This is a genomic window from Hydrocarboniphaga sp. (assembly GCF_028291725.1).
Lineage (GTDB): Bacteria > Pseudomonadota > Gammaproteobacteria > Nevskiales > Nevskiaceae > Hydrocarboniphaga.
In genome coordinates this window covers 22,347-39,752 of record NZ_JAQGNT010000020.1, presented here as the reverse complement: position 1 = coordinate 39,752, position 17,406 = coordinate 22,347, and the positions used below count along the sequence as shown (strand labels likewise).

Below are 17,406 nucleotides of genomic sequence, written 5' to 3'. Positions count from 1 at the left end.
ACGAGGAGGAAGGCGCGCTGTGGCTGCGCACCGAAGACTACGGCGACGACAAGAACCGCGTCATGCGCAAGACCGACGGCACCTACACCTACTTCGTGCCGGACGTCGCCTACCATATCGTCAAGTGGCAGCGCGGCTTCGGCCAGGCCATCAACATCCAAGGCAGCGACCACCACGGCACGATCGCGCGGGTGCGCGCCGGCCTGCAGGCGGCCGGCCTGGGCATCGCCCAGGGCTTCCCCGACTACGTGCTGCACAAGATGGTGACCGTGATGAAGGACGGCGAAGAGGTGAAGATCTCCAAGCGCGCCGGCTCCTACGTGACCTTGCGCGATCTGATCGACGAGGTTGGCTGCGATGCGACGCGCTATTTCCTGACCGCGCGCAAAAGCGATTCGCACCTGGTGTTCGACGTCGATCTGGCGCGCTCCAAGAGCGACGAAAACCCGGTCTATTACATCCAGTACGCGCATGCGCGTATCTGCTCGGTGCTGCGCCAGGCGGCCGAGCGCGGCGTGGTGTTCGATGCGAGCGCCAGCGGCGACGCGCTGCATCGTCTGACGGAAGTGCAGGAGAAAAACCTGCTGGTGCAGCTGAACAAGTTTCCGGAGACGGTCGTCACCGCCGCGGAACAGGCGGCGCCGCACAGCATCGCGTTCTACCTGCGCGATCTGGCCGACCTGCTGCACAGCTATTACAACGCGATCGACGCAGCCGGAAACCGCATCAAGTTCCTGAGTGAAGACGCGGAGCTGACGCGCGCGCGCCTGGCGCTGATCGTCGCGACGCGCCAGGTGCTGCAGAACGGTCTCGCGCTGCTCGGCGTCAGCGCGCCGGAGCAGATGTAGATGGCGCGCGACTACGCGGTGCGCAATCCCAAGCCGTCCTCCGGCAACCGCCGTCCGCCGGCGAAGAAAAAGTCCGGCGGCGGTTTGCCGGGCTGGGTGTTGATGCTGGCCGGCTTGTCGATGGGCCTGCTGGTCGCGGTGTTCGTCTACGTGTCACGGCCAACGGGTGAGCCCTTGCGCGGCACGTCGGCCGCGAGCGACCGGCCGAGCAAGAACAGACCGGCGGATCGCAGCGCAGCGGCGTCTGTCGATGATGATCAGGAAGACCTCAGCGCCAAGCCGGGCAAATCGGCACCGCCGCCGCTGCGTGGGCGGGTATCGGCAAAGGCGGCTGAAGAAGACACGGCCAAGGTCGCGGTGCCGCCGAAAGAGAAATCGCGCTTCACGTTCTACGAACTGCTGCCGAGCCAGGAAGTGCTGGTACCGAGCCAGCCGCAGGCCAAGCTGACAGCGCAGCAGCAGCAGGCCTTGGCGGCGCAGCAGCAGACGCAGCCGGCGACATCGCCGGTCAACGGCATCGCGACGACGCCCGGTACGCCACCGGCGTCGATCCCTGCATCGGTGCCGCCGTCGACCGCGCCGAGCGCCGCGACCACCGGCACTTTCATCATCCAGGTCGCGTCGTACCGCAGCGACGCCGAGGCCGAAAGGCAGAAGGCGGCGCTGGCGCTGGCCGGTGTCGAATCGCGCATCGAGAAAGTCACGATCGACAACAAGGACACCTACTACCGGGTGCGCGTCGGCCCGATACGCGACGAGGCGAAAGCGCGCGACACGCTGGCGCAGCTGGAGTCCAACGGCATCAATGCGATGCTGGTGAAGGTGAAATAGCAAATTCTTGACTCGCAACTGTAGGAGCGGACCTTGTCCGCGATTGAGGCCTCGAAGAGCACAATCGCGGACAAGGTCCGCTCCTACCGTGCGGTTGCCTAGGGATCACAAAGCACGAGGGGCGACGATGCGTATCACGATGCTCGGCTGTCTGGTTGCAATGCTGTTGGCGAGTGCATCGGCCCTCGCCGTGGAGCGCATCGAACGCGGCAACCTGGTCATGGAAGACGTGCCGGCGATCCCGCCGGCGCTCGCCGAGCGTACCAATCGCTACCAGCAGACGCGTTCGGCCGTGCTGGCCGGCTGGCTGGGCCGCGATCAGGGCCTGCTGATTTCGACGCGCTTCGCCGAAACCGCGCAGATTCACCAGGTCGCGATGCCGGGCGGTGATCGCAGCCAGCTGACGTTCTTCGCCGAACCGGTTGCCGAGGCCGCCGCCTCGCCCGATGGCAAGTGCTTCCTGTTCACCCGGGACGTCGGCGGCAACGAGTTCTACCAGGTCTACCAGTTCGACATCGGCAGCGGCGCAATCCAGCTGCTCAGCGACGGCACGTCGCGCAATACCAATCTGCGCTGGTCCTCGCAGACCGATCGCTTCGCGTACTCGACCACGCGCCGCAACGGCAAGGACACCGACGTTGTCGTCGGCATGCCGGGCAGCACGAAAGTGCGCGCAATCACCGAGCGCGAAGGCTCGTGGCGCGCGCTGGATTTCTCGCCGGACGGCCGGCGGCTGCTGATCTCCAAGTATGTGTCGATCAACGAAAGCGAGCTGTACATTGCCGATGTGGGCGCCGATCTTTCCGGCGACGGCGTGCCGCAGCTGCAGCGCTTTCATGCGACCACCGGGCCGGTGAGTTTTTCAGTCGCGCGTTTCTCGCGCGACGGCCGCGGCGTGTACTTCGTATCGGATCAGGATTCGGATTTTCAGCGGCTGCGTTACGAAAACGTCGACGGCCGCGATGCACGCGTGCTCACCGCCGATGTCGACTGGGATGTCGGGGAGATCGAGCTGTCCGGCGGCGGCACTTTCCTCGCCTACACCGTCAACGCCGACGGCGTCAGCCAGCTACATCTGCTCGACATCAAGGCCGGCAAGACGCTGGGCGTGCCGTCACTGCCGATCGGCGTGATCAGCGATCTGCAATTCGATTCCAGCGGCAAGCGTCTCGGCTTCAACCTCAACAATGCGCGCAGTCCCAGCGACGTGTTTTCGATCGAAGTCGGCAGCGGCGCCAGCGACAAGCTGACGCGCTGGACGCGCAGCGAAACCGGCGGTCTTGACGCGGGAGCTTTCACCGAGCCGCAGTTGATTCACATAAAGAGCTTCGACGGTCTGCAGGTACCGGCGTTCTATTACCGCGGGTTCGGCGACGGCCCGCGGCCGGTGCTGGTGCAGATTCACGGCGGCCCCGAAAGCCAGGCGCTGCCGAGCTTCAACCCGTTGATCGAGTTCTACACGCGCGAACTCGGCATCAGCGTGCTGGTGCCGAACGTGCGCGGTTCGTCCGGCTACGGCAAGAAATACCTGATGCTGGACAACGGCCGGCTGCGCGAGGATTCGGTGCGCGACATCGGCGCGCTGCTCGACTGGATCGCAACCCAGCGCGAGCTCAATGCCGAACGCGTCGCGGTGATGGGCGGCTCCTATGGCGGCTATATGACCCTGGCCAGCATGACGCACTACAACAACCGGCTGCGCGGCGGCATCGACATCGTCGGCATCAGCAACTTCGTGACCTTCCTGACCAATACCCAGGACTATCGCCGCAATCTGCGCCGCGCCGAATACGGCGACGAGAGCGACGAGCAGATGCGCGTGTTCCTGCAGGGGATCTCGCCGACCGCCAACGCCTCGCGAATCAGCCAGCCGATGTTCATCGTCCAGGGCGCCAACGATCCGCGTGTGCCGGCCAGCGAGGCCGAGCAGATGGTCGAGACGATCCGCGGCAACAACGGCGGCGAAGTCTGGTACCTGCTGGCCACGGACGAAGGGCACGGCTTCCGAAAAAAGGCCAACCGCGATCTGTACAACAACGCCGCGATCCTGTTCCTGCAGAAGATCCTGCTGGAGTGACCGGCTCCGCCAACTGTTGGCTGTTTACGCCAGCGCCGCCGCGTTGTCTGTATTACAAATAATTGATTTATAAGACAATGTCGGATGGCACGCGGCATGCCCCTTTGTGCACGGGAATCTCTCTCCAACACAAAACAAAGGGCAAAAAAATGATCAAGACGGGACTGCAGGCGGCGATGCTGCTGGCACTCGCTGCCGGCCTCGGCGGCTGTGTATTCGCGATCGGTGACGGCGACGGCGACAACGGCTATCACAAGGACGCTCACACCAAGACCGAGGAGCGCAACCGCAGCCTGATCGGCCTGCTGCCGCTGGGCGCGACGCTGGCCGACGTGCAGGTCCAACTCGGCACGCCGGATTTCTCCGAAGCGCTGCGTGGCAAGGACGGCGAATACCGCGTGCTGCGCTACCGCACCCAGCACCTGCATTCCGACGGCGACACCACGCGCGACGAGACCACCGCGCTGGTGTTTCTGAATGGCAAGCTGAGCGGCATCGGCGAGACCGCGTACGCGAAGCTCCTCGCCGGGTAGCGCCGACCGTTCCCTGCCCCTGCAAGCGGGGGCGGAGACAAATGCGTTACGCGGCGCGCGCGGTTTCTTATACTCGGCCTCATGCAGGCCTTATTTGATTTCATGGGGCGGCGGTTCAGGCACGGGGGTCTGGAGGTGCGCAGCGCGCGAGGTGGCGCGGTGTGGACGCTCGGGCCGGGTGAGGAGCCGCGCGCGGTGATCGAAGTGCGGGATGCCTCGGTATTGACGAGCATCCTGCGCAATCCCGCGCTGCGCTTCGGTGAAACCTTCATGGAAGGGGGCTGGAATCCGGTCGACGGTTCGCTGCTGAGCGTGCTCGAAGCCGGTTTGGCCCTGATCAACTCGGTGGAGCTGACGCCGCGCGAACGCCAGCTGATGAAGCTGCGCGGCCACATCGGCGAAATCAACAGCCCGTTCAGCAGCCGCCGCAATGTGGCGCATCACTACGATCTGGATCGCGAACTCTATGCGGCGTTTCTGGATGCCGGCCTGTTCTATTCCTGCGCCTACTACCGCGAGCCGGGCATGGATCTGGAAGCCGCGCAGCAGGCCAAGTGCGCGCATATCGCGGCCAAGCTCGACCTGCGACCGGGCGCCCGCGTGCTGGATATCGGTTGCGGCTGGGGCGGGCTGGCGATGTACCTGGCCGAGCATCACGGCGTGCATGTCACCGGCATCACCTTAAGCAAGGAGCAGCTCGCGGTCGCTCGGCAGCGTGTGAACGAACGCGGCCTGGATTCCCGGGTCGAGCTGCGTCTGGAGGACTATCGGCTGACCGAGGGCCGCTTCGACGCCGTGGTCAGCGTCGGCATGTTCGAGCATGTCGGCCGGCCGCAGTACCCGAAGTTCTTTCGCCGCGTGCGCGAACTGCTCAAGGCCGACGGCGTCGCGCTGCTGCATACCATCGGCCGCAGCACGCCGCCGGGTTTTACCAATCCCTGGATTCGAAAGCACATCTTCCCGGGAGGCTATATTCCCGCCGCTTCCGAAGTCCTGGAAGCGATCGAAGCCGAAGGCCTGGTCGTCAGTGATCTGGAGATCTGGCGGCTGCATTACGCCTGGACGCTGGCCGAATGGCATCGGCGCTTCCAGGCCGAGCGCGAACTGTTCCGTGCCCGGTTCGGCGAGCGCTTCTGCCGCATGTGGGAGTTCTACCTGCAGGCATCCGAGGCGAGTTTCCGCTGGGGCGACCTCGTCGTGTTCCACTTCCAGCTGCTGCGCGATCAGACTCGCCTGCCCTACACGCGCGGCTATCTTTATCGCGGCGTAGTGGACGGCGCTCGAGCGTCGGTGGAGCCCTGAAGTCGAGCCGACGCATGCTAAGTTTCACTGCCCGTCGTATGAAACCCGAGCCTGGAGTGCAGCACCCGATGCAGCGGATCCTCGATGTGCTGAGTCAAAAAGCCGACAAGGGCACGCTGAAGATTCATGCGCCCGATGGCAAGGTCCTCAGCGTCGGTCACGGCCAGCCGGAGGCCGCGGTCCGGGTCACCGATCTGTCGGCGTTTCTGCGGGCGCTGATGAGCCCTGGACTGCGCATCGGCGAGTCCTACATGGCCGGCGAATGGGAGCCGCTGGATGGTGATCTGATGGCGGTGCTGCGCGTCGGCATGGGCCTGACCCGCGGCCTGCCGACGCCGGGCGGCAAGCTCGGCAAGCGGATCAAGAAGCGCTGGAAGCGGCTGCGTGCCGGCCTGCGCGAGTTCAATACGCTGCGCAGCAGCCGCCGCAATGTGGCTCATCACTACGATCTGGATCATGGGCTGTATGCCGCATTCCTGGATACCGGCCTGTTCTACTCCTGCGCGTATTTCCGTGAGCCGGACATGAGTCTGGAACAGGCGCAGCAGGCCAAGTGTGCGCACATCGCGGCCAAGCTCGACCTGCGGCCCGGCGCGCGGGTGCTCGACATCGGCTGCGGCTGGGGCGGCCTGGCGATGCATATCGCCGAGCACCATACCGGCGTGCATGTCACCGGCATCACGCTGTCGGTCGAGCAGCTGGCGATCGCACAGCAGCGGGTGCGCGACCGCGGCCTGGAGGACCGGATCGAGCTGCGGCTCGAGGACTATCGAGACACGCCGGGCAGTTTCGATGCGATCGTCAGTGTCGGCATGTTCGAGCATGTCGGCCGGCCGCAGTTCCAGACCTTCTTCGACCGCGTGAAAGCGCTGCTGAAACCCGACGGTACCGCGCTGATTCACACCATCGGCCGCGCCAAGCCGCGCGGCGTGACCAATCCCTGGCTGGCCAAATACATCTTCCCCGGCGGCTATATTCCATCGGCATCCGAAGTACTGAGCGCGATCGAGCCGAGCAAGCTCCTGGTCAGCGACATGGAAGTCTGGCGCCTGCACTACGCCTACACGCTGGCCGAATGGAACCGCCGCTTCCAGCTGCAGCGCGAGCCGTTCCGCGAGCGCCTCGGCGAGCGCTTCTGCCGTATGTGGGAGTTTTATCTGCAGACCTCCGAGGCGAGCTTTCGCTGGGGCAATATGGTGGTGTTCCATTTCCAGCTGGTGCGCGAACAGACCCGGTTGCCGCTCACCCGGGACTACCTCTATGCGCCGGACGGGGCCGCGGCAGGCCAGAGCCAGTCGCGCGTGTCGTAGCCGAAAGTATCGCGTAGCAGCTCGTAGAGTTTCGGGTGGTGCTGCGCAAGCTCAGCGCCGCGCTGGATGAAGGCTTCGGTGACCACGCCGAAGAACTCCGCGGGACTTTCCGCGCCGTAGGGGTCGAGCAGGCGCGGCCGGCGCTGACGCCGCAGCCGCTCGAACTCCTGCTGCATCACGCCAGCCCAGCGCGCGTAGTCCGGCAGGTTCGGTGCGCCTTCGGCGGTCAGCGATTCGTCGTCGAGCTGATGCGCGAACTCATGGACGACCACGTTCACTTCATCGCCTGCGAGCGCGGCCTGTACGTCGCGCCACGACAGCACCACACGATCGCCCTGCCAGGATTCGCCGATGCGCTCCTGAGGCTCGTCATCGACCAGGCCGAATTCGTCGGGCTCGGTGACCGGCACCAGGAATGCGTCGGGATACAGCAGGATCTTCTTCACCGCCGGGAACAGGCCGCCGCGCAACGCATCCGGCTGCAGCACCAGCAGGCAGGCGAAACCGGCGACTGCGATGCGCATATCGTCTTCAACCTGCAGGCCGTCGCAGCCGACGAAGCGCTTGCCGGCGAGGAATTGCGCTGCACGCTGCGCATGGCGTTCGCGCAGTTCGTCGGGCAGCTGCGCGAGCACCGGCAACAGGCGCAGCAGCGGTTCGAGCAGATCGGCCGGTGGCGCCGGCTCGGCGGCCTTGCGGCGATTCGAAATGATTTTCAGCGTCGTCAGCGGGCCGACGATCAGCGTGATCGCAACCAGGATCGCGATCACGGCCCATGCGCCCGGCGCCATCAGAGTTGCGTAGCCCGGGTGAAACCCGGGTCCATGCGAGCCCGATGCGGGCGACCCGACATCACAGCGCCTGCAGCTTGGCGAAGCCCAGCATCAGGCGCTTGATGCCGGCCTCGCGGAAACGCACTTCAACCTGCGCCTTGTCGCCCTCGCCTTCGAACGACAGGATCACGCCCTCGCCGAACTTGGCGTGGCCGACGCGCTGGCCGAGCCTGAAGCCGCCGTAGTCCGGCGTGCCGGCGCCCGCAACCCGGCGCGGCGGCGGTGTGTATCCGCCACCTCCGCTATTACTACCGCCGCTGCCGTAACCACTGCCGTAGCGCGGCGCATCGCGACCGCCGCCGAAACTCGCGGGCCGCAGAATGCCGGCGCGCGGCCGCGTTTCCATCAGGGTTTCCTGCGGGATTTCTTTCAGGAACGGCGACGGCATGCCGATCTGCTCGACGCCGTGAATGCGCCGTACTTCGGCATAGCTCAGGTACAGCTGCTGGCGCGCGCGCGTGATGCCGACGTAGCACAGCCGGCGTTCCTCTTCGAGATTGCCCTCCTCGACCGCACGCATCGACGGGAACAGGTTGTTCTCCAGGCCGACGATGAAAACCACCGGGAATTCCAGGCCTTTTGCGGAGTGCAGGGTCATCAGCTGCACCGAGTCTTCGCCGGCCGTGGCCTGGCCTTCGCCGGCCTCCAGTGCAGCGTGGGCGAGAAACGCGGAGACCGGCTCGACGCCGTCTTCATCCGGCCGCTCGAAGCTGCGCGCGGCGCTGACCAGTTCGTCGAGGTTCTCCAAGCGGCCTTCGGCTTGGTCGCCGCCCCCGCGCGCAGCGCGGGACTCAGACGATGCTCCCTTCTGATAGTGCTCGCGCAGGCCGCTGCCGGTGATCACGTCTTCCATGACCTTGGGCAGCAACTGGTCTTTCGCGTCCAGCGCGAGCTTATCGACCTGGGCCAGGAACTTGTTCATCGCGCCGGCGGTGCGCCCCAGCAGCGCCGGATCGCGCCGCGCGCTGGCCCACAGCGAGGTGCCGGAATCGCGTGCGCAGACGCGCAGTTTCTCGACGCTGGTCGCACCGACGCCGTGCGAGGGCGTCGCCAGCGCACGCTCGAAACTGGTGTCGTCGTCACGATTGTGGATCAGCCGCAGCCAGGCCAGCGCGTCCTTGACCTCCATGCGCTCGAAGAAGCGCAGGCCACCGTAGATGCGGTACGGCATGCGCGCACGGATCAGCATTTCTTCCATCACGCGCGACTGCGCGTTGCTGCGGTACAGCACCGCCAGATCGGAAGGACGATGCGTGCCGTTGACCAGCTCGCGCATGCGCTGCACGACGAACTCGGCCTCGTCGTACTCGTTGAACGCGGCGTACAGCTGGATCGGCGGGCCGTCGATGCCGTCGGTCCACAGGTTCTTGCCGAGACGGCCGTTGTTGCGTTCGATCAGGCCGTTCGCGGCTTTCAGGATGGTGCCGGTCGAGCGGTAATTCTGTTCCAGCCGCAGGATTTCCAGGCCGCGGAACTCACGCTGCAGCTTCATCATGTTTTCGACTTTGGCGCCACGCCAGCCGTACACCGAGTTATGGGTGACGATTCCGGAGGCGACGAAGTTGTGCACGCCGCCGATATTCAGGTCGTAGACCTCGACCGGCTGCTGCAGCCGCGCCACCTGTACGACGATGTCGAAGCTGCCGTCCTCGGCGAGCATCGCCATGCCAGCGCGCACCGCCGCGGCCTGGATGAAGGGCAGGGAGCGGCGGCCGATGCGGGCGTTGAGCAGCAAGTCGCCGTCAAGAGCTTTGCGCGCTCGCTCGGCGATCTGCAGCAGTTCGCCGAAATCCTTGCGGCAGGTTTCGAAGCGCCAGCTCGCCGAGCCGGCTTTCGCGGCGCGGATCGACAGGCCGGCCAATTCCAGCGCTTCGCGCCCGAAGACATCGTTGCCGACGATCGAGATGCGGTGCATCGGGCTGGCGCCGCGCCGATCGCCGCAGAGGGTCACGACGACATTGCGCCGCTTGGAATTGCGCGAACGCGGGCGATGATGGGGCCGCGCCGCCTCCAGCCCATGATCCAACAGCAGCCGCTGCGCCGCGGTGTCGGTATCCAGGCTGCTGAAGACTTCGGCGATCCAGGCAGCGTCGTGCACCAGGCCATTGACCGAGCCACCCTTGCGTGCAACGAAGGGCAAGGTCGGCAAGCCGTAGCGCAGAGACATCAGGATTTCATCGCGCCGGGCGGCGTTGGCGCTGTCGTGGGTCGTCACCACCCAGGCCGCGTCGGCGTGTTCGTGCAGGCAGCGCTGTTCGAAGCCGACCAGCGGCTTCTCTTGGCCGCGCGTATAGACTTGTGACACGCCGAGCCGATAGCCGACGCCGCGCTTGAACATCAGATAAGTGAAATAGGTCTGCGGCGTCTCGCCCAGCAGATAGCCGCCGAAATGGGTGTGTTCCGGCGTGCTCACCAAACGCCGGCCGCCACGCGTGGTGATCTCGATCAGGTCGCTGCGCCGGCCTATGCGGATGCGTTCCGTCACCAGCGCCGCGCGGAAAGTGGCGGTGCCATACGCCGCTTGCACCGAGTCGCCGGTCCGTACGTCTTCGATCGCTTTGTGGCTGCCGTCGGCCAGCGTTACCGGGGTTCCGGCCGCCAGACACTGATCGTCGTCGCCGACCGCGAATATCACGCCGTGATCGCCGACCAGCAGTTTCAGCCACAGGTACTGCAGCGTGTTGGTGTCCTGGAATTCGTCGACCAGCACGTGGCGGAACTTGCGCCGGTAATGCGCCTGCACCTCGGCGTTGTCGCGGCACAGCTCGTAGGCGCGCAGCAGCAGCTCGGAGAAATCGACCAGGCCCTGGGCTTCGCAAGTTGCGTGATACGCGGTGTACACCCTCACCAAAGCTCTCTGCGTAAAGTCGCCCAGGTCGTCGAAGTGCTGCGGGCGGCGGCCTTCTTCCTTCTGGCTGCTGATCCAGCCGGCGACCATTTTCGCCGGCCACTGGTCCTCGGGCAGGTCGAGCTGCTTGATGATGCGCTTGACCAGGCGCTGCGCGTCGTCGGAATCCAGGATCTGGAAGTCCTGGCGCAGCCTGGCCTCCTTCCAGTGCAGCCGCAGCATCCGGTGCGCGATGCCGTGGAAGGTGCCGACCCAAAGCTGGCGCACCGGCACGCTCAGCAGCTGCTCGATGCGGCCGCGCATTTCGTTGGCGGCCTTGTTGGTGAAGGTGACCGCGAGGATCGACAGCGGCGACACGTTCTCGACCGCGATCAGCCAGGCGATGCGGTGCACCAGCACGCGGGTCTTGCCGGAGCCGGCACCGGCCAGCACCAGGCGGTGTTCCGGCGGCGCGGTGACGGCGTCCTTCTGGGCGTCGTTGAGCTGGCTGACCAGGTGGCCGACGTCGCTGGGAAAATCATTGGCATCGTTCATCGGCCGATTTTACCGGTAAAGGTGCCGCCATCCCGGAACGCCATGGTAGGTTGGGGTGAGCGAAGCGAACCCCAACGATCACCCGCGCAATGTTGGGGTTCGCTGCGCTCACCCCAACCTACAAACTCAATTCAGTGCGCGTGGCACCGCAAGGCGAAACGGCTCGATCATCGCCTCGAAAGGCTCGCCGCTGGCCGGCACCATGTGGAAGCTGCCGTGCATGGTGCCGACAGGCGTCGTCAGCGGGCAGCCGCTGGTGTACTGGAACTGCTCGCCGGGCTTGAGCACCGGCTGGTTGCCGACCACCCCGGGCCCGCGCACTTCCTCGCTGTGGCCCTCGCCGTCGGTGATCACCCAGTGACGAGACAGCAGCTGCACGGTGTCGCTGCCCTCGTTGCGGATCGTGATGTGGTAGGTGAACAGGTAATGGCCACGCTCGGGCGAGGACTGCTCGGCCAGGTACTGCGGCTTGACCTGGATGCGCACGCCCTGGGTGGTGGTGTCGCTCATATCGATCCGCTCATCAGTACATCCCGACCTGCAGCTGCGCGGCCTCGGACATCATGTCGCGGCTCCAGGGCGGATCGAAGGTCAGCTCGACATCGGCTTCGGTGACCATCGGTACCTGCAGCACCTTGGTCTTGACGTCGTTGACCAGCACGTCGCCCATGCCGCAGCCGGGCGCGGTCAGCGTCATCCGGATCACCGCCTTGCGTGGTCCGCCGGCATTGTCCGGGTCCACCGGCTCCAGCCGGCTCTCGTAGACCAGGCCGAGTTCGACGATGTCGATCGGGATCTCCGGGTCGTAGCAGGTGCGCAACTGCGCCCACACCGCCTTCTCCAACTCCTCGTCGGAGGCGTTTTCGTTGACGTCCGGGCCGCGCACGACCTGCTTGCCCAGCGCATCGGCGTCGCTGCCGCCGATCCGGAACAGATGCCCCTGGACCTGGATCGTGAAGCTGCCGCCCAGGGCCTGGGTAATGAGCGCACTGGCCCCTTCCGGCAGCTCGACCTTGGTGCCGGCAGGGATGAGAATGGCAACCACATCGCGCGTCAGCGTGACGGTTTCGGGATCATCTAGCATGGGATTGCAGCGCAGAAACCTAGTGTGACCTGGGGTAAACCATAAAGATGGCGCTTCGGAACTCAGTTTAAACCCCCGCTGTCTCTGACGCATCAGAAGACGGGTGCAGGGTGGGGCCCGAATGCTGTGCACCGACCTTGGGGGTCCATCATGCGCTTCACTCAATATTCCGCGTCCAACCCCGCGGCGATCGCCGCGGCTGCGCTGATCGTGCTGCTGTTCGGCGGACTGGCGCTGCTGCGCCTGCCGATCCAGCTGCTGCCGGACACCAAGAACCCGCAGATCTGGATCAACGTGCAATGGCGCGAAGCCGCGCCCAGCGAGGTCGAGGAAGCGCTGATCGAGCCGATCGAGGAGGCGATGCGCGGCCTCTCCGGCATGAAGGAGATGCGCTCGCAGATCAATCGCGGCGGCGGCGGCGTGTCGCTGAGCTTCGAGATCGGCACCGACATGACCCGGGTGATGCTCGACGTGGTGTCGCGCATCAACACGCTGCCGCCGCTGCCGCCGGACGCCGAGGAGCCGCAGGTCTTCGACGGCGCGCCGTGGACGCGCGAAAACGCCGCCTCGGTGCTGGTGCGGCCGCTGCCGGGCAACAACGTGCAGGACATGGCGGCGAGCTACCAGAAGCTGATCGAGGAAGTGGTGCAGCCGCGGCTGTCGCGGGTCGAGGGTGTCAGCCAGGTGGAGCTGGACGGCGGCCGGCCCTCTGAGGTGCAGATCCGCTTCGACACGCACCGGCTGGCCTCGCTGGGCATCACGCCGCGGCAGATCGCGCAGGCGGTGATCGCTGCGCACGACTCCTCCGCCGGCTTCGTCAATGTCGGCCGCCGCCAGTTCACGGTGCGCTTCACCGGGCGCGAACCGGTCGCCGAGCTGGGCAATCTGATCGTCGGCTGGAGCAACGACCGGCCGCTGTACCTGCGCGACGTCACCGAAATCGGCGTCGGCCTGCAGGACCAGCAGCAGTTCTCGTTCCGCAACGGCGTGCCCGGTTATTTCATCGCGATCCGCCGCACCAGCACCGCCAACATCGTGCAGGTTTTGGATGGCGTAAAGACCGCACTGGCCGAACTCAACAGCGGCCCGCTCGCCAAAGAAAAGCTGACCGCGGATCTGAGCTGGGACGCCAGCGTCTACGTGCGCCGCGCGATCGGTTTCGTGCAGGAGTCGCTGGTGATCGGCATCCTGCTGGCGGTCGGCGGGCTCTGGTACTTTCTGCGCGGACCGCGCGCCTTGCTGGTGATCGCGGCGACGATTCCGCTGTCGCTGGCATTCGCAATCATCACGCTGCATCTGCTCGGCCGCAGCCTCAATACGATCTCGCTGGCGGGCCTGGCGTTCTCCACCGGCATCGTCACCGACGCCGCGCTGATCGTGCAGGGCAACATCATCCGCTTCATGCAGCAGGGCCGCAGCGCCCTGCAGGCGACCATCGAGGGCGCGCAGGAAGTGATCCCGGCGCTGTTCGCGTCGATGCTGACCAGCGTCGCGATCTTTCTGCCGGTGTTGTTCATGGAGGGCCTGGAGGGCCAGCTGTTCAAGGATCTGGCGATCACGATGAGCGTCAGCCACGCGGCCTCGCTGCTGGTCGCGATGACGGTGATCCCGGCTGCGAATCGCTGGGCGCTGGCCAGGAAAGTTCCAGACGACCAGCACGATCATTGGTGGAAGACGATGGCGCGCGGCGCGATGCGCGCTACCGCGACGCCGGGCTTGCGTGCGCTGCTGATCGGCATCCTGGTGCCGGGCTCGCTGCTGTTCTGCTGGATGGCCGCGCCCAAGCCCGATTATCTGCCGGTGGCGCAGACCGACAACGTCTGGGGCAATTTCAGCACGCCGCCGGGCGGCAACATCGAGACCCTGCGCGCCGAGGTCGGCCCGATCGTCGTCGAGCGATTGAAGCCGTATCTGGAAGGCCGCGCCGAGCCGAAGATCAAGTACTACAACTTCTCGGCCTGGGGCAGCGGTGGCGGCGGCCTGGTCGTCGCGTACGCGGCCGACCCGAGAAAGAGCAAGGACGTGGTCGAGCTGCTGCGCACCAAGATCCTCGCGGATCTGCCCGACGTGCGCGTGTACGCCAGCCAAGGCTCGCTGTTCAATCTCGACGGCGGCACTTCGCGCAATATCGAGATGTATCTGCAGGGCCCGGACCTGGAGGCGCTGATGAGCGTCGCGCGGATCGCCGAAACCGAAATCCCGATCGCGATCCCCGGCACGTTTCCGCGCAGCCAGCCGGCGCTGGAACTGAACCAGCCGGAGATCCAGCTGCAACCGGACGAGTGGCGCATTTCGCGCTCGGGCGCCACGCGCACTGACGTCGCCGACGCGCTGCGCGCCTACACCGGCGGGCTCTGGGCCGGTTACTACTTCGACGGCAACAAGCGCCTCGACATCATCATTAAAAGCCAGCAATGGCACTCGCCCGAAGAGCTCGCCGAGCTGCCGATCTCGACACCGGGCGCCGGCATCCAGACCGTGGGCGAGCTGGCGAAAATCAGCCAGACCGTCGGGCCTTCGCAGCTTGCGCGGGTGAACGGCCGGCGCACCGTGTCGGTGAACTTCGAGCCGCCTGACACGATGAGCCTCGACGAGGCGATCTCGCTGTTGCAGGCCAAGGTCGAGCCCAAGCTGCGCGCGGCGATGCGCGACACCATGCAGCTCAGCTACGGCGGCAGTGCCAACGAGCTGACCGAGGCACTGAAGGCGATGGCATCGAACTTCGCACTGGCGCTGGTCATGCTGATGATGCTGATGTCGGCGCTGTTCAAAAGCGTCTGGGATGCGCTGCTGGTGATGCTGGTGATTCCGGTATCGGTCGCCGGTGGCATCGCCGCGCTGCGCGCAATTGGCTGGTTCGATTTTCAGGCGCTGGATCTGCTGACGATGATCGGCTTCATCATTCTGCTCGGCCTGGTCGTCAACGCCGCGATCCTGCTGGTCGACCAGACCCGCGCCCGCGAGCATGCCGGCATGGCGCGCGCCGAGGCCGTGTTTGAGGCGCTGGAGACGCGCGCGCGGCCGATCGTGCTGTCCACGCTGACCGCGGTGCTCGGCATGCTGCCGCTGATCCTGATGCCCGGCCTCGGCGCCAAGATCTATCGCGGGCTCGCCGCGGTGGTTTCGGGCGGCATGATCGTCGGCACGCTGTTCACCTGGTTCCTGATGCCCGCGCTGCTGCGCCTGGGCGAGTCTCGCGTACGCGTCGCCGCCGCACCGCCGGCGACGCAGGAGGTTTTCGGTAAATGAACATGTCTTTCTTTGGAAAAGCGGTATTCAGTGGCGCCATCGCCGCGCTATTCATGATGACTAGCGTCACCGCCAACGCGCAGGGCGATCGGCCAGCGGCCGCGGTCGAAACCTCGCGCGCGGCGCTGCGCGACCTCGCGCCGGCGATTACCGCGACCGGCCAGGTGCAGTCGCGCTCCGGCGCCGACATGGCCGCCGGCATCGCCGGCCCGATCGACTTCGTTGCCGAGCCCGGGACGCGGGTGCTCAAGAACCAAGTGATCGCGCGCATCGACACTGGCGAAATCCGGCTGCAGCGCGCCGAACAGGCCGCGCGTGTCACGCGCAGCGAACTGGCGCTGAAGCAGTCCGATCGCGAACTCGAGCGTCTCAAGGCCTCGGGCAACGCGGTCAGCCGCTTTCAGCTCGACCAGTCCGAAAACACGCGCGACCTCGCAGTCAGCGACCTGGAGATTGCCCGCGCGACGCTGCGCCAGACCGACGACAGGCTGGCTCGCGCCGAGGTTCGCGCGCCGTTCGCCGGCGTGATCGCGGAGCGCGTTCGCCGCGAAGGCGAAGAAGTCGCGCGCGGCGATGCAGTGGCGCGGCTGCAGGACACCGAGCATCTGGAGCTGCGGCTGTTCCTGCCGCTGCGTCACGTGCGGGCGATCGCACCGGGCTCGACCGTGCAGGTGCGACTCGACGACAACCGCGTAGTCGCCGGCAAGGTGCGCGCGATCGTGCCGGTCGGTGATGCACGCTCGCAGAGTTTCGAGACGCTGATCGATCTGCCGGCGGAGGAGGCCGAACTCGCGGTGGGCCGCACGCTGCAAGTGGTGCTGCCCTTGGCCGCAGTACAGAAAACGCTGGCCGTGCCACGCGATGCCGTGGTGATTCGCTCCGACGGTCTGTCGGTATACGTCGTGCGCAACGACAAGGCCGAGCGTGTGGCGGTGAAAACCGGCTCCGCCGATGGCGACTGGGTGGCCGTGCAAGGCGCGCTCGCCGCGCAGGACGCGGTGGTGGTGCGGGGCGCCGAGACCTTGCATGATGGCGACCCGGTCAAAATCATTGGAGAACACAAAACATGGAACACCGGCAGCGGACTCAACAGCGGACTGTCCCAACCCTGATCCAGCGCACGCTGATTGTCGGTGCTTTGGCCGCTGTTGCGCACAGCGCCGTTGCCGCGCCGGAGATGATGTCCGCGCAGCTGCAGCCGCCGCGGCTGATCAGCGTCAGCGGTGATGCGGATGTCAGCGCGGTGCCGGATCGTGCGCGCATCCAGGTCGGGGTCACGCAGGTGAACCTGGAAGTCGCGACCGCTGAAGCGGCGGTCAACAAAGTCGTGAGGGCCTACGTTGCCGAGGCGAAAAAACTCGGATCGCGCGACGATGACGTGGGCACCGCCGGCGTCAGCATCCAGCCCGAGTACGTATGGGACGAAAAGCTGCGCAACAACAGGCTGACCGGTTACCGCGTCAGCCGTGACATCGAAGTGCGGGTGACCAATCTCGACAAGCTCGGCGACTACCTGCTCGCCGCGACGCGCGCCGGCGTCAACCAGGTGCAGCCGCCGGTACTGGAATCTTCCAAGGCCGAGGACTTGCAGAATCAGGCGCTGGCGCTGGCCGCCAAGAACGCGCAGGCCAAGGCCAGGCTGCTGGCCGACACGCTGGGTGTGAAGCTCGGTGTCGTGCACGGCATCAGCGAAGACGGCGATGTCTCGGCGCCGCAGCCGATGATGAAGACGATGGCGGTGCGCACTGAGGCCAGCGATTCCGGCAATGCCGACATGGGCCTGCAGACCGGCGAAATCCGCTATCACGCCTCGGTCAGCGCGCAGTTCGAGGTGGCGCCCTAGCGCGGTTATTGTAGGTCGGCAATCCTTTGCCGACGTGTGACGTCGATTGCGCAGCCGAGGCCTCACGTCGGCAAAGGATTGCCGACCTACGATTAGGTCCGGGATACGGGCGCA

At 65.9% G+C, this 17,406-nt stretch carries 13 protein-coding genes; 9 read left to right on the top strand and 4 right to left on the bottom strand.

Going from position 1 to position 17,406, the window contains the following annotated elements; translation table 11 throughout:
- The 6 genes from JWQ90_RS05300 to JWQ90_RS05275 all read left to right on the top strand — a co-directional run.
- The coding region (locus JWQ90_RS05300) for an arginine--tRNA ligase (RefSeq protein WP_299690412.1) at window positions 1–848 on the top strand (848 nt) is incomplete at its 5' end.
- Window positions 849–1,679 carry an SPOR domain-containing protein gene (locus tag JWQ90_RS05295; protein WP_299690410.1) on the top strand — a complete coding sequence of 277 codons (831 nt, stop codon included), beginning with the start codon at window positions 849–851 and terminating at the stop codon, window positions 1,677–1,679. It abuts the gene before it with no gap.
- Window positions 1,680–1,806: 127 nt separating this feature from the next.
- Window positions 1,807–3,756 (top strand): prolyl oligopeptidase family serine peptidase, encoded by a 1,950-nt coding sequence (locus JWQ90_RS05290; RefSeq protein WP_299690408.1) that lies wholly within the window; start codon window positions 1,807–1,809, stop codon window positions 3,754–3,756.
- A 149-nt stretch (window positions 3,757–3,905) separates the two neighbouring features.
- A complete protein-coding gene (locus JWQ90_RS05285) occupies window positions 3,906–4,289 on the top strand; it encodes a DUF3192 domain-containing protein (RefSeq protein WP_299690406.1) in 384 nt (127 codons plus the stop codon).
- A 135-nt stretch (window positions 4,290–4,424) separates the two neighbouring features.
- The gene (locus tag JWQ90_RS05280) at window positions 4,425–5,591 is read left to right on the top strand and encodes a cyclopropane-fatty-acyl-phospholipid synthase family protein (protein ID WP_299690404.1); all 1,167 of its coding nucleotides are present in this window, start codon (window positions 4,425–4,427) and stop codon (window positions 5,589–5,591) included.
- Between the two features lie 68 nt (window positions 5,592–5,659).
- Window positions 5,660–6,901 (top strand): cyclopropane-fatty-acyl-phospholipid synthase family protein, encoded by a 1,242-nt coding sequence (locus JWQ90_RS05275; RefSeq protein ID WP_299690403.1) that lies wholly within the window; start codon window positions 5,660–5,662, stop codon window positions 6,899–6,901.
- Here JWQ90_RS05275 and JWQ90_RS05270 read toward each other — a convergent pair.
- From JWQ90_RS05270 to sufT, 4 genes are all read right to left on the bottom strand, one after another.
- Window positions 6,850–7,692: a M90 family metallopeptidase gene (locus JWQ90_RS05270; protein WP_299690402.1), complete on the bottom strand. Its 843-nt coding sequence runs from the start codon at window positions 7,690–7,692 to the stop codon at window positions 6,850–6,852. The genes JWQ90_RS05275 and JWQ90_RS05270 overlap by 52 nt on opposite strands.
- A 61-nt stretch (window positions 7,693–7,753) precedes the next feature.
- On the bottom strand, window positions 7,754–11,116 hold the full coding sequence (locus JWQ90_RS05265) for a UvrD-helicase domain-containing protein (RefSeq protein ID WP_299690400.1): 3,363 nt from the start codon (window positions 11,114–11,116) through the stop codon (window positions 7,754–7,756).
- A 126-nt stretch (window positions 11,117–11,242) separates the two neighbouring features.
- Window positions 11,243–11,626, bottom strand: coding sequence for a Co2+/Mg2+ efflux protein ApaG (gene apaG / locus JWQ90_RS05260; protein ID WP_299690399.1), 384 nt, complete (start codon window positions 11,624–11,626; stop codon window positions 11,243–11,245).
- A gap of 13 nt (window positions 11,627–11,639) precedes the next feature.
- Complete coding sequence (gene sufT, locus JWQ90_RS05255; RefSeq protein ID WP_299690398.1) at window positions 11,640–12,200, bottom strand: putative Fe-S cluster assembly protein SufT; 561 nt, start codon at window positions 12,198–12,200, stop codon at window positions 11,640–11,642.
- 150 nt (window positions 12,201–12,350) lie between these two features.
- On the opposite strand from sufT, the gene JWQ90_RS05250 reads away from it, so the two are divergent.
- Genes JWQ90_RS05250 through JWQ90_RS05240 form a run of 3 tightly spaced genes read left to right on the top strand, consistent with a single transcriptional unit; the run spans window position 12,351 to window position 17,292 of the window.
- Window positions 12,351–15,449 carry an efflux RND transporter permease subunit gene (locus JWQ90_RS05250; RefSeq protein WP_299690397.1) on the top strand — a complete coding sequence of 1,033 codons (3,099 nt, stop codon included), beginning with the start codon at window positions 12,351–12,353 and terminating at the stop codon, window positions 15,447–15,449.
- Window positions 15,446–16,561 carry an efflux RND transporter periplasmic adaptor subunit gene (locus JWQ90_RS05245; protein ID WP_299690394.1) on the top strand — a complete coding sequence of 372 codons (1,116 nt, stop codon included), beginning with the start codon at window positions 15,446–15,448 and terminating at the stop codon, window positions 16,559–16,561. Before JWQ90_RS05250 ends, JWQ90_RS05245 begins: the two co-directional genes overlap by 4 nt.
- On the top strand, window positions 16,516–17,292 hold the full coding sequence (locus JWQ90_RS05240; RefSeq protein WP_299690392.1) for an SIMPL domain-containing protein: 777 nt from the start codon (window positions 16,516–16,518) through the stop codon (window positions 17,290–17,292). The genes JWQ90_RS05245 and JWQ90_RS05240 overlap by 46 nt, the downstream gene beginning before the upstream one ends.
- Window positions 17,293–17,406: the final 114 nt, after the last annotated feature.